Source organism: Ignavibacteriota bacterium, assembly GCA_016708125.1.
Lineage (GTDB): Bacteria > Bacteroidota > Ignavibacteria > Ignavibacteriales > Melioribacteraceae.
The window spans coordinates 1,629,098-1,642,419 of the sequence record JADJGF010000001.1 but is presented as its reverse complement, the minus strand read 5'-3'; the positions used below and the strand labels follow the sequence as shown (position 1 = coordinate 1,642,419).

Genomic DNA, 13,322 nt, shown 5'->3' with positions numbered 1-13,322 from the left:
AAATATTTCGAAAGGATTAAAAAGTGGAAAAGTTAAAATTTAATATTCATATAAATGCATCAAAAGAAAAAGTTTGGAAAACTCTTTGGGATAATGAAACATATAAAAAATGGTCTTCCGTATTTTCAGAAGGTTCGAGTATGGAATCAGACTGGAAAATTAATGGCAGAACATTATTTGTTGATGGAAAAGGCAACGGAATGATTAGCACAATTGCCGAATTAAGGGAAAATGAATTTTTATCATTTAAACATTTGGGTTTTATTAAAGACGGCATTGAAGATTACGAAAGTGAAGAGATAAAAAAATGGTCGGGGATTTTTGAAAATTATACTTTAAAACCTAATGGAAATACAACTGAATTAATTATAGAAATGGATATGAATGATGAATACAAAGATTTTTTTCTTAAAACATGGCCCGATGCATTGAATAAAATTAAAGAATTGAGTGAATGAAAAAGTGAAATGTTAAACGTCAAAAGTGAAAAGAAAAATTTTTCGTGAATTGATGGCTAAACGAAAATTAACTTTTATTTTATGAATTATGATTTGTAATCAAAAAGAAGAATGGAATATTTAAATGAATAAAACTAAAATTACAATCGAAACAATTGTTTCGGCAGATGAAAAAAAAGTTTGGGAATATTGGACGAAGCCGGAACACATTACAAAATGGAATTTTGCATCTGACGATTGGCATTGTCCAAGTGCAGAAAATGATTTGCGAATCGGCGGAAAATTTAGTTCAAGAATGGAAGCAAAAGACGGAAGTTTTGGATTTGATTTTTGGGGAATTTATGATGAAGTTATTCCACATAAAAAAATTTCTTACACATTGGGAGACGGGAGAAAAGCAATTACAAATTTTGAAGTACTTGGTGATAAAACAAAAGTTACAACAATTTTTGAAGCTGAAAATGAAAACTCAGTTGAAATGCAAAAGGGCGGATGGCAATCAATTCTTGATAATTTCAAAAAGCATGTTGAAGCAAACTAAGAAGTATTAGAGATTCCCGATAAAGACATTCGGGAATGACAAACTTGATTTCATAATTATATATAATAGGAGATATAACTATGTCAAATATAAATCCAGTAGTACATTTTGAAATGGCTGCCGAAAACGGAAAACGCATGTCCGAATTTTACACAAAGGTTTTCGGATGGCAGACACAACAGTTAGGACCGGAAATGGGAAATTATATTATGGTCCATACAACTGAAACTGATGAAAATGGAATGATACAGACTAAAGGAGCAATTAACGGAGGATTTTATCAAAAGATGGAAGATCAAAAAATGAATCAGCCTTCAATTGTAATTTCTGTTGATGACATAAAAGAATCTATGGAAATGATAAAAAATGCCGGCGGCAAAATTTTAGGTGAACCAATGCCAATTCCCGGTGTGGGTGAATTTGTTTCTTTTTTTGATACCGAAGGAAACAGATGCAGTATTTTACAACCAATAAATATGTAGAACAAATAAAGTAGATGAAATGAATCCCAAAGTAGATAAATATTTAAGCCAAGTTGGTAAGTGGCAAAGAGAATTAGAAAAACTTAGAACTTTAATTCTTGATTGCGGTTTAATTGAAGAATATAAATGGATGCATCCATGTTATACTCAAAATAAAAATAATGTATTATTAATTCATGAGTTTAAAGATTATTGTGCAATTTTATTTCATAAAGGTGCTTTACTAAAAGATGAAAAAAATATTTTAGTTCAACAAACCGAAAATGTTCAATCTGCAAGACAAATTAGGTTTACCAATATTTCTGAAATTGAAAAATTAGAGACAACAATTAAGGAATATATATTCGAGGCAATAGAGATTGAAAAATTCGGATTGAAAGTTGAAATGAAAAAAACTTCCGAATTCAACATGTCGGAGGAACTAAAATTAAAATTTGAAATGGATCCGGATTTTAAAACAGCTTTTGAAAATTTAACACAAGGACGACAAAGAGGTTATCTGTTACATTTTTCACAACCAAAACAATCTAAAACTCGCAGTGAAAGAATTGAAAAAAATATAGAGCGAATTCTTACGGGGAAAGGGCTTCAAGATTGTATTTGTGGACATTCAAAAAGATTTCCTAGTTGTGATGGTTCACACAGTAAAATAGAGTAAAAAATTAAGCTTTAAGAATGGTTAAATTGCCATATTAATAATTTTCATATTTTAATAAATACTTATTAGAAAATTTTATGAAAACCGAAAAAACAGAATTTAAAAATATTGATGAATACATTTTAACTTTCCCGGATGAAGTTCAAGAAAAATTAACCGAACTTCGTAAAACAATAATAGAATCCGCTCCGGAATCTATAGAAAAAATATCTTATCAAATGCCGACATTTTTTCTCAATGGAAATTTGGTTCATTTTGCTGCGTATAAAAATCATATTGGTTTTTATCCAACTCCAACTGGAATAGAACAATTTAAAGATGAACTTAAAAATTTCAAAACTTCTAAAGGGGCGGTTCAATTTCCAATTGATGAAACACTTCCGATAAAATTAATTTCCAAAATTGTGAAATTTAGAGTGAATGAAAATTTATCCAAATCAAAAAAAGGTAAATAAATATATCTAAGGAATTTTATGAATCGACCACAAGCAAATGAATATAATCCGTATTTCCTAAAATATATTGATCTTGTTGAAGAAGGAAATTTTTTTCAAATATTTACAACTGATACCGAATCAACATTTAATTTCTTTATAAATATTCCTGAAGAAAAACATAATTATAAATATGCACCGGAAAAATGGACAATTAAAGATGTTCTTATGCATGTAATTGATACCGAAAGAATTTTTTCTTATCGTGCATTGGTTTGTGCAAGAGGAGATGATAAAACTTTATTACAAAGAGCAGATGAAAATTTATTTGCAGCAAATATTGATGTATCAAATAGATCTATGGAAAGTCTGCTTGAAGAATTTTTGGTTGTAAGAAAAAGTATGGAATTTTTACTCAAAAATATTAGTGAGGAAAAATCTAAATTTTTAGGTAATAACGGAGAATTTAAAATTTCCGCAAGAGCTTTGGGCTTTATTTCTATTGGTCATACTAAACATCATATAAATGTTATTAAAGAAAGATATTTGTAATTTCATATATTCTACGTCAACAATTTATTTACTAATCAATTTTGAAATAATTAGAAAACAAATTTTTTGGAAACTATTTCATCTCAAAAATCTATCTGGCATGAATTAAAAGAAGCCATCCAAGGAAGTGAAGCTGATTACACTCAAATTCCTCTTGGTAAAGCAATTTTTCTTCTTGCTATCCCAATGATTTTAGAATTAATAATGGAATCAACTTTTGCAATTGTTGATATTTATTTTGTGGGTTCGCTTGGAGCTTCGGCTGTTGCCACTGTTGGATTAACAGAAACTTACATGTTTCTTCTTTATTCTATCTGCATGGGTTTGGCAATGGGTGTAACCGCTTTAATTGCAAGAAGAATTGGTGAAAAGAACAAAGAGAAAGCCGGAATTACTGCAGTTCAGTCAATATTTATCGGTGTTGTGGCTTCCATTCCATTTTCAATTGCGGGAATTTTTTACAGTAAAGAACTTCTGGAATTAATGGGCGCTGATAATTGGATTCTCGGTCATGGTGTTGGATATGCTCAATGGATGCTTGGCGGAAATTTAGTAATAATGTTAATCTTTGTTATTAATGCAATTTTTAGAGGTGCCGGCGACGCAGCAATTGCGATGCGTGTTTTATGGATTGCAAACGGAATCAATATTATTTTAGATCCGCTTTTAATTTTTGGCTACGGTCCTTTTCCCAAATTAGGAATTGAAGGTGCTGCTATTGCAACAAATATTGGAAGAGGCGTTGGAGTTTTAATTCAGTTATGGTATTTGTACAAAGGTGTAAAACATATTAAAGTTGAAAAATCACAAATTGTTCTAAATTTCAAAATTATTTCTTCAATTATAAAAACTTCTTTGGGTGGAATTGGACAAAACATAATTGCTATGACGTCATGGATTTTTATTATGCGAATTTTTGCCGAGTTTGGAAGTCACGTTGTTGCCGGAGCTACAATTTCAATAAGAATTATGATGTTTACAATGATGCCGGCTTGGGGCTTATCTAATGCGGCTTCAACGTTGGTAGGGCAAAATCTTGGAGCAAATTCTCCGGATCGTGCAGAAAAATCCGTATGGAAAATTGGAACTTATAATATGATTTTTTTAATCGGCGTTTCAATAATTTACTTTTTCTATAGTGAGAAATTGGTTTCTATTTTCACAGATGATTTGGGAGTAATTTCGGTTGGAACAATGTGGCTAAAAATAGTTTCATATTCCTATTTTGTTTATGGATGGTGGATGGTATCAGTGCAAGCATTCAACGGTGCGGGTGATACGATTACTCCAACAAAAATTAATTTTATATTTTTTTGGTTGCTGCAAATTCCATTTTCATATTTAACTTCAAAAATTTTGGGGTTTGGTTACGAAGGAATTTTCTGGACAATCTTTGCAACTGAAACAAGTGTTGGAATTTTTACTTTGTGGCTTTTCAAAAAAGGTTCATGGAAAAAAGTTACGATTTAATTTGAGTATAAATGATTGATAATAAGACATTGCGCATTTGTTCAAAGGGACATAAATATTATAAAATCAGTGATTGCCACACTTGTCCAAAATGTGAAGAAGTGATGAAACCAAATGAAGGATTTTTATCAAAAGTTTCTGCTCCGACAAGAAGAACTTTGGAAAATAAAGGAATTTTAACACTAGAAATATTATCTAAATTTTCCGAAAAGGAAATTTTAAATCTGCACGGAATTGGACCGACATCAATTCCAAAATTAAAAGAAGAATTAAAGAAAGAAAATTTATCATTTAGAAATTAATTTTTTGTTAGATTTTTTGTGGAGTATCAAATGGCAAAGATTATTAACGTAAATGAATTCATGAAAAATTTGGAACATCCTTTGAAAGAAGGGATTGAAACATTACGTGAAGTAATTAAAAGTTCAAATAAAAATATTGTTGAAGAAATTAAGTGGAATGCACCGAGTTATAAATTAGAAAATCATTTTGCTACTTTTAAATTATACCCGCTAAAAAACATTCAAATAGTTTTACACACCGATACTAAAGTGAAAGAAAATCCAAAGCAATTTCATTTAGATGATCCGCATAAAATAATTAAATGGGCAGCTTCGGATAGATGTGTTATAACAATTAATTCAAATGAAGATGTAATAAAATTAAAAAATGAAGTCTCAAAGATTATTAAAAGCTGGATTAAGCAATTATAAATTTTTAAATATAAACCACATTTCACAATTCTTTCATTTAAAAAATACTTGTTAAGTTTTCGGTAGCGAAGAAAATCACATAGATATATTTTGCTGATATCAATTTTTGAAAGGAAAAATAATGATATCGCAATATGAAATTTTTACACAATTACATAAATCAGACAAACCACTTTTACTTGGAAATGTCTGGAATGTGCAAAGTGCAAAAGTTTATGAAAAACTAAAATTTAGCGCAATCGGAACTTCAAGTGCGGCAATTGCAAACTCACTTGGTTATGATGACGGAGAAAATATTTCGTTTGAAGAATATTTTAATTTGGTAAAGAAAATTTCTAAAAATACAAATATTCCTTTATCGGTCGATTTAGAAGCTGGTTTCGGAAATGATATTGATACAATATTTTCTAATATTAAAAGACTTTCAGAAATTGGAATTGCCGGAATAAATATTGAAGATTCAATTGTGAAAAATTCTAAAAGATCAATTTTATCCTCAGAGATATTTACTGAAAAATTAAACCAACTTTGTAAAAAACTCAATGCAGAAAAAATAAATATTTTTGTTAATGTTAGAACGGATACATATTTATTAAATCTTGAAAATAAATTAATCGAGACAAAAAAAAGAATCCACATGTATGAAAGTGCTAATATTCATGGGATTTTCATTCCGTGCATAATTAATATTTGTGAAATAGAAGAATTAGTTAATTTAACAAAATTGCCGATTAACGTAATGTGCATGCCTAATTTGCCGGATTTCAAAACTCTTAATGATATTGGTGTTAAAAGAATTAGCATGGGAAATTTTATTAATGATTTTGTTTATACCCAAATGGAAAGTAAAATGAATGAAATAATTTTTGATCAAAATTTTAAAAGTTTGTTTTAGGATTTAATTATGGAACTTACTCATAAAGTAATGTATAACGCAGCTGTTAAAAAAGATGTTTCATTTGAAGGTATATTTTTTACAGCTGTAAAAACAACTGGAATTTTTTGCAGACCGACTTGCACGGCTAGAAAACCTAAAATAGAAAATGTGGAATTTTATAAAACATCAAAAGAAGCGATATTGAAAGGTTATAGACCTTGTAAGGTTTGTAATCCTTTAGAAAAATTAAATGCGACACCAATTGAAATAAAAAATATTTTAAACGAATTAAATGAAAATCCATCGCAAAAAATTAAGGATTTTGATCTAGTAAAAAAAGGGATTGAACCTAATAAAGTTAGAAGATGGTTTTTAAAAAATCATGGAATTACATTTCATGCTTACCAGAGAATGTTAAGAATAAATAATGCATTTAAAAAAATTCAAAATGGAAAAAGTATTACGGAAACTGCTTTTGATTCGGGTTATAACTCTTTAAGCGGATTTAATGATTCATTTAAATCTGTATTTGAAACTTCGCCGAGTAATAGTAAAACAAAGAATATTATTGAACTTAAAAGAATAGAAACAAAATTAGGAACCATGATTGCATGTTCAACAAAAGATGGAATTTGCTTGCTGGAATTTTCTGATCGCAAAATGCTTGAAACTGAATTGAAACAAATTTCTAAATATTTCGATGCAAAAATATTACAAGGAGATAGCAATCATTTAACAAATTTGGAAAAACAGTTACATGAATATTTTGATGGAAATAGAAAAGAATTTACAATTCCGATTGCTACTTCCGGAACGGTTTTTCAAAATATTGTTTGGGAAAAACTGTTGCAAATTCCATTTGGAAAAACAAAAAGTTACAAAGATATTGCAGAACAAATCGATAAACCAACGGCAGTAAGAGCTGTAGCAAATGCAAACGGAATGAATAAAATTGCAATTTTAATTCCTTGTCATAGAGTTATTGGATCTGATGGAAAACTTACCGGTTACGGCGGTGGACTTTGGCGTAAAAAAGAATTGCTTGATTTGGAAATTATAAATAAAGGTTCAAATAAATAACAGCATTAAATCCTTCAAATTAATTTTAATTCACTAAAATATTATCTCTGCCGCTTTACAATTTATAACAAAAATATTAAATAGTATTACACTAATTTTAAGAATATTTATGATGAACAATATTGAGTTACCTCAAAATTTATTATCAGTGATCGGGAATGAAAATATTGAATTTTCAGTAAAAGCAAAACGTGATAAACCAGTAAAATCTTCATTAGGAATTATCATATTCGGAACAATTTGGACGGCATTTACAAGTATTTTTGTATTTGCGTTTTTAGGTCCTCTATTCATTGGCGAAGAAGTTCATTTTACCACAAATGGAACACCATCTGTTGCAAGTCCGGATAATTTGGGTCCAATTACTTTACCCGCAATAATAATTGGATTTTTTGTTTTAATCGGCATCGGAATGTTAATCGGCGGTTTTTATTCTCTTCTAAAAAAAGGCGGATATTTTGTTGGAACTCCATTACGATTAATTAGTTTTCAAAATGGAAATATTAGATCAATTGATTGGGAACAATTTTCCGGTGATATTCAAGTAAACGGAAATGAATTGGAAGGAAATATTTCGCTTCAATTGAGAACAGGGAAAATGGTTAGCAGAAAAAACAGCGGAAGTCAATATGTGCCCGATACAATTTATATTTCCGGCATTCCAAATGTTTTTGAGATTGAACAAATCTGCAGAAAAAGAATTAAAGAAAATGATCCAACTCCGCCAAATACACAAACTCAAATACTAAATTGAATTTATGAGTTTATTAAAAGATTTATCCGAATTAGTTACTGCAAATATTATTTCTCAAGAAACTGCTGCGAAAATTCAGAATTATTATAACGAAAAAGGAAATAAATCAAATAATAAAATTCTTTTAATTTTTGGAATTCTTGGTGCGCTGCTTATTGGACTTGGAATTATTTTAATTATTGCTCACAATTGGGATAATTTTTCTAAAACCACAAAATTAGTATTTTCATTTCTCCCACTAATCATTGGACAAACTCTTAGCGGATATTCATTGATCAAGAAAAATGAAAGTGACGCTTGGAAAGAAAGCAGTTCAACATTTTTATTTTTCGCAATCGGAGTAAACATTTCTTTAATCGGACAAATTTACAATCTGCATAATGAACTAAGTTTGTTTGTCATCACTTGGATGCTGATTTTTTTTCCAATTATTTATTTATTAAAATCTTCAACCGGTTCGCTACTTTATATAATTGGGATAACATTTTATGCATGTGAAAATGGCTATTGGGCTTTTCCCACAAGCGAATCAATAAATTATTGGATTTTAATATTGTTAATTATTCCATTTTACTATTTACTTTATAAAAGAAATCCGCAAAGTAATTTTTTTAATTTTCACAATTGGTTAATTCCTCTTTCAATAATTATTTCTTTAGGAATTATTACAAATAAATTTGATGAATTTTTGTACATCGCATATTTCAGTTTGTTTGTTTTATTTCAAATAATTGGAAAATCAAAATTTGCTCAAATTACAAATTCAAAAATAAATGCTTATACTTTTTACGGCTCACTTGGAACAATAGTTATTCTATTAATTCTAAGCTTCGATTGGTTTTGGAAAGATTTGCAAAATAAAACTTTTATTTTCAGCGAAATAATTTTTTCTCCGGAATTGATAACTTCAATTTTAATTTCGGTAATCGCAATAATATTATTCACCAAAAATTTTACTAAAGATAAAAATTGGTTTCAATTAACATTTGTAATTTTTATTATCATTTTTTTAATTGGAATTCATTCAAGTTTTGCTGTAGTACTTATAAACCTATTCACATTGGCAATTGGAATATTCACAATTAGGCAAGGCACAAATCAAAATCATTTGGGAATTTTAAATTATGGTTTATTAATAATTACTGCTTTAATAACTTGCAGATTTTTTGATACGGATTTATCATTTATAACTCGCGGTATAATTTTTATAATTGTTGGTATTGGATTTTTTGTTACAAATTTTTGGATTCTTAAAAAGAGAAAATTAAATGGAAAATAAAAAAATCATTTTCTCAATATTTTTGTTAGTTGTATTTGTACAATTATTTGTTCCGGTTAAAATAATTTATGATAGTGAAGAAATTATTTCTAACGGAACTGAATTCAAATTTAGAACTGCTCCTATTGATCCAATTGATCCTTTTAGAGGGAAATATATTTTTCTGCAATTCAAAGAAAATACAGTAAATGTTGAAAGTGAAAAAGATTGGAAAATTGGTGAATCGATTTTTGCGCTAATTGAAAATGATAAAAATGGATTTGCAAAAATTAAATCTATTGAAAAAACAGAACCTTTAGAAAATCTCAATTTTGTTAACGTAAAAATTACATCAATCTTTCAAAATAAAATTATAATTCAATATCCATTCAACAGATTTTATATGGAAGAGACCAAAGCCGGCAAAGCTGAAACAATTTATAACAATTCAATATTTGATACAACTAAAATTACTTACGCTTTAGTTTCCATAAAAAATGGAAATTCAATTATTCAAAATATTTTTGTGGATGATGTTCCAATCAATAATTTTCTTCAAAAATGATTTCCATAAAAAAAATACATGAAGCAATTGAATTAACACTTCCTCGAAGAGTTAAAAAATATATAATAATATTTGTTACTTCCGGAAAGTTGCAAATTAAAATTGATGATAAAGATTTTACTCTAAATGCAAATGATATTATTACAATTACTTCCGGTCAATATCACTTTGTAAAAAGTATAAAAAATGTTAAGGGTTTTGTTCTGGATTTTACATACCATTTTTTTATTAAAGATGATGCAGATATTGAATTAATATTTCAAAACGGACTTTTCTGCCATTTTGATTTGAATGAAGTGAATAAAATTTCGAATGCAAAAATAGTTGAAAATTATTTCAAAGATATTGCTGAAGAATTATTGAATCAACCTTTTCAATATTTTACGGCAATTCACTCAAAAGTAAAACTAATTTTAATTGAAATAAATCGTGCAAGAATTTTAAGCGGTTACGAAATTTGGAAACCAGATGCAATATTTCTAAAATTTCTTGAATTTGTCCGAGCTAATTTTGATAAAAATTTACAATTAAGTGAAATTGCAAATAAATTAAAAACTACCGAATTGAAATTAAATGAATTATCAAAAAAGTTTGCGGGTAAAACTGCACAAAATATTATTTACGGATTAATTACTTCCGAAGCACAAAGATTATTGATTTATGAAAATTTATCAGTTAAAGAAACTGCTTTCCGGCTTGGCTTTAACGATCCTTTTTACTTTTCAAACTTTTTCAAAAAGCAAACGAAACTTTCTCCGCACAATTATCAGAAGAAATTTCATATCTAAATTTTACATTCTTTTCTTAAGATTGTCTATTCTTTATTCAAAACTCCTTAAATAATTTTACAAAAAAAAGGAGAAATAATGTTAAGTACAAATATGAAGGATTACATTGTTAACACAAATAATACTGAATGGAAACAATTGTATGAAAATGGAATAAATACAAATGGACTTTATTTTAAAGTTTTACGATTTGATGAAACAACAAATAGACCGCCAAGTTTTTTATTAAAATTTGATGCCGGAGCAAAATATCCTTATCATAATCATCCGGGTGGTGAGGAAGTTTTTGTTTTGGAAGGTTCGGTTTTTTTTAACGATACCGAACTTTTTGCGGGAGATTATTTATATACACCGAAAAATTTTAAACATTCTGTTCATTCAGAAAATGGTTGTGTATTACTTTTTAATGTTCCGGAAGAAGTGGAGATAATTTATAATAGAGAATCTGCCCCTATAAACTATTGAGTATTATATTTTCATTTTATTTTTTTATGAAATTGATTTTAAGATAAATTTTTTGTTATTTGTAGTGTACGTTTGTTCACTATTGATAATAATAAAAAATGCCTTTAAATAATTTGTTTATTGATTTTAATTCTTATTTCGCTTCTGTAGAGCAGCAAATTAAACCAGAATTTCGGAAAAAACCACTTGGGGTTTTGCCTGTAATGGCAGAAACGACATGCTGCATTGCTGCTAGTTATGAAGCCAAAGCTTTTGGGGTAAAGACAGGAACCATGGTTTCAGAAGCAAAAAAATTGTGTCCAAACATAAAATTTGTTCAAGCAAATCATAGAACTTATATAGAATATCATCACAAAATTGTTGAGAAAGTAAACGAGTGCCTTCCTGTTGATAATGTTTTATCGATAGACGAAATGGTTTGCAGCCTTATTGGCAAAGAACGAATTCGAGAAAATGCTATTAAAATTGCTCAACTTATTAAAGAAAAAATTAAAAATGATATAGGAGAATATATTCGCTGTTCTATTGGTATTGCACCCAATCAATTTCTTGCAAAAACCGGAACTAATATGCAAAAGCCTGATGGACTTGTAGTTTTAGATGAAAAAAATTTACCTCATTCACTTTATAAAATAGATTTAAAAGATGTTTACGGTGTTGGAAGAAAGATGTTAATACGTCTTAATCGAAATGAAATTTATACCATGAAAAATCTTTTAGATGCAAATAGAATTACATTACAACGTATTTGGGGCGGAATAGAAGGGGAAAGAATGTATGATCAACTACGGGGGAAATTTGTCCAGCGCCCGCCAACTCATCGTTCAACGGTTGGTCATTCCCATGTTCTTCCACCAAAATTAAAAAACAACGAAAGTGCTTACGCAGTATTAAACAGATTGCTTCAAAAGGCAGCTATGCGTTTACGTTATCTTGGTTATTATGCCGGGGCTGTTGGAGTAATTGTAAGATATAAAATTTCGCTACAATCAAAAGTTACAAATTCACTTTATCCAAATATTTATCAGAAAGATAATTCTAATTATAATATGGGGAATTCGAAACAAATTAAATGGAAAAAATATTCAACTTTTATTCATACACAAAATACTATTTCGCTTTTAGAAACATTTAGTTCTATATGGGAGGAAAATCCCTATTTAAATAAAACATATACTCCTACTGCTGTAGCTGTTGTTTTGTTTGATCTAGTACATGAAAATTATTCTACTTTACCAATATTTGAAAATTTTGAAAAAAATAAATTGCTATATGGTGCAATAGATTCACTAAATAAACGTTATGGATATTCCTCAATATATTTTGCTGGGGCACATACTGCAAAAAATTCGGCGCCTATGAGAATAGCATTTACACAAATCCCAAATCTTGAAATTGAGAATGATAAAAAAACATTATAACATATTTGGTTTTAACAAAAAGGAAACTGTATAAAAAGCATAATGTTTTCTTAAATTATTATCTGAAAATTTATTCCTATATCAACCTACTATAATTGAAAAATATTATATTTTTTAAAACTGTATAATAAAAATATTTGATTATGAAAAAAATTAATCTTTGTTTTTCTATTTTATTTTTCATTGCAACAATAGTTTTTATAATATCCTTATTTTCATCTCAATCATTTTTAGAATGGGCATTTGAACGTCATCAAAATCAATTGAGCTGGTATATTCGTCCGTTATTTTTAATTCCATTTTCATATTTCGCATTTAAGAAAAATTTATTGGGAATTTCGTTAACAATATTTTTACTTTTTACGAGTATGATTTGGTTTGGAAAACCGGAAAATGTTAATCCTCAAATAATTGCTTTTTTAGAATTTGAAAAAAATTGGTTAATCAGTGAATGGAATTTTAATAAAATATTTTTTGCTTCACTTGTCCCAATTTCTTTTTTCCTTTTAGGATTTGCATTTTGGAAACGCAGTTTACTTTTAGGAATTTTAATTTTAGTAATAATTGCAATCGTAAAAATTTTGTGGAGTTTAGTAAACGCCGGTAATTCTGCAATGAGTATTATTATTCCAGCAATTACGGGATTGATATTGTGTATTGCAATTATTTATTTCTTTTGGAAAAAAGAACATAAAGACTATTCATAGCTGATATTTCTCGAATAACCTTTGTCTAAATCTTTTTCTAAATCTTACACTTTATCATAATCTTAATCAAAAATCAAAAGAAGATTTCTAGATTAAGTG

18 protein-coding genes are annotated in these 13,322 nt (G+C 28.3%); all 18 read left to right on the top strand.

What is annotated here, in order from left to right; all coding sequences use genetic code 11:
- Window positions 1–23: 23 nt before the first annotated feature.
- The 18 genes from IPH62_07440 to IPH62_07355 all read left to right on the top strand — a co-directional run bounded on the left by IPH62_07440 (window position 24) and on the right by IPH62_07355 (window position 13,223).
- Window positions 24–458 carry an SRPBCC domain-containing protein gene (locus IPH62_07440; GenBank protein MBK7105100.1) on the top strand — a complete coding sequence of 145 codons (435 nt, stop codon included), beginning with the start codon at window positions 24–26 and terminating at the stop codon, window positions 456–458.
- 124 nt (window positions 459–582) lie between these two features.
- Window positions 583–999 (top strand): SRPBCC family protein, encoded by a 417-nt coding sequence (locus tag IPH62_07435; protein MBK7105099.1) that lies wholly within the window; start codon window positions 583–585, stop codon window positions 997–999.
- 89 nt (window positions 1,000–1,088) lie between these two features.
- Window positions 1,089–1,481 carry a VOC family protein gene (locus IPH62_07430; GenBank protein MBK7105098.1) on the top strand — a complete coding sequence of 131 codons (393 nt, stop codon included), beginning with the start codon at window positions 1,089–1,091 and terminating at the stop codon, window positions 1,479–1,481.
- Between the two features lie 19 nt (window positions 1,482–1,500).
- Window positions 1,501–2,139 (top strand): DUF1801 domain-containing protein, encoded by a 639-nt coding sequence (locus IPH62_07425; protein ID MBK7105097.1) that lies wholly within the window; start codon window positions 1,501–1,503, stop codon window positions 2,137–2,139.
- Window positions 2,140–2,216: 77 nt separating this feature from the next.
- Window positions 2,217–2,594, top strand: a complete 378-nt coding sequence (locus tag IPH62_07420) for a DUF1801 domain-containing protein (protein ID MBK7105096.1) — start codon at window positions 2,217–2,219, stop codon at window positions 2,592–2,594.
- 18 nt (window positions 2,595–2,612) lie between these two features.
- Window positions 2,613–3,125 carry a DinB family protein gene (locus IPH62_07415; GenBank protein MBK7105095.1) on the top strand — a complete coding sequence of 171 codons (513 nt, stop codon included), beginning with the start codon at window positions 2,613–2,615 and terminating at the stop codon, window positions 3,123–3,125.
- A 66-nt stretch (window positions 3,126–3,191) separates the two neighbouring features.
- A complete protein-coding gene (locus IPH62_07410; GenBank protein ID MBK7105094.1) occupies window positions 3,192–4,595 on the top strand; it encodes an MATE family efflux transporter in 1,404 nt (467 codons plus the stop codon).
- A gap of 11 nt (window positions 4,596–4,606) precedes the next feature.
- Window positions 4,607–4,897 carry a hypothetical protein gene (locus IPH62_07405; protein MBK7105093.1) on the top strand — a complete coding sequence of 97 codons (291 nt, stop codon included), beginning with the start codon at window positions 4,607–4,609 and terminating at the stop codon, window positions 4,895–4,897.
- A gap of 30 nt (window positions 4,898–4,927) precedes the next feature.
- Window positions 4,928–5,308, top strand: coding sequence for a DUF1801 domain-containing protein (locus IPH62_07400; protein MBK7105092.1), 381 nt, complete (start codon window positions 4,928–4,930; stop codon window positions 5,306–5,308).
- Between the two features lie 121 nt (window positions 5,309–5,429).
- Entirely contained in the window at window positions 5,430–6,203 is a 774-nt protein-coding gene (locus IPH62_07395; protein ID MBK7105091.1) for an isocitrate lyase/phosphoenolpyruvate mutase family protein, read from the top strand.
- A gap of 9 nt (window positions 6,204–6,212) precedes the next feature.
- Entirely contained in the window at window positions 6,213–7,265 is a 1,053-nt protein-coding gene (locus IPH62_07390; GenBank protein ID MBK7105090.1) for a bifunctional transcriptional activator/DNA repair protein Ada, read from the top strand.
- A gap of 109 nt (window positions 7,266–7,374) precedes the next feature.
- Window positions 7,375–8,019 carry a hypothetical protein gene (locus tag IPH62_07385; protein MBK7105089.1) on the top strand — a complete coding sequence of 215 codons (645 nt, stop codon included), beginning with the start codon at window positions 7,375–7,377 and terminating at the stop codon, window positions 8,017–8,019.
- Between the two features lie 4 nt (window positions 8,020–8,023).
- Window positions 8,024–9,298, top strand: coding sequence for a DUF2157 domain-containing protein (locus IPH62_07380; GenBank protein MBK7105088.1), 1,275 nt, complete (start codon window positions 8,024–8,026; stop codon window positions 9,296–9,298).
- A complete protein-coding gene (locus tag IPH62_07375) occupies window positions 9,288–9,842 on the top strand; it encodes a GDYXXLXY domain-containing protein (GenBank protein ID MBK7105087.1) in 555 nt (184 codons plus the stop codon). Before IPH62_07380 ends, IPH62_07375 begins: the two co-directional genes overlap by 11 nt.
- Entirely contained in the window at window positions 9,839–10,630 is a 792-nt protein-coding gene (locus tag IPH62_07370; GenBank protein ID MBK7105086.1) for a helix-turn-helix domain-containing protein, read from the top strand. Before IPH62_07375 ends, IPH62_07370 begins: the two co-directional genes overlap by 4 nt.
- A 93-nt stretch (window positions 10,631–10,723) precedes the next feature.
- On the top strand, window positions 10,724–11,095 hold the full coding sequence (locus IPH62_07365; protein MBK7105085.1) for a cupin domain-containing protein: 372 nt from the start codon (window positions 10,724–10,726) through the stop codon (window positions 11,093–11,095).
- Window positions 11,096–11,193: 98 nt separating this feature from the next.
- Window positions 11,194–12,516: a DNA polymerase gene (locus tag IPH62_07360; protein MBK7105084.1), complete on the top strand. Its 1,323-nt coding sequence runs from the start codon at window positions 11,194–11,196 to the stop codon at window positions 12,514–12,516.
- Window positions 12,517–12,659: 143 nt separating this feature from the next.
- Window positions 12,660–13,223, top strand: coding sequence for a hypothetical protein (locus IPH62_07355; GenBank protein MBK7105083.1), 564 nt, complete (start codon window positions 12,660–12,662; stop codon window positions 13,221–13,223).
- Window positions 13,224–13,322 lie beyond the last annotated feature (99 nt).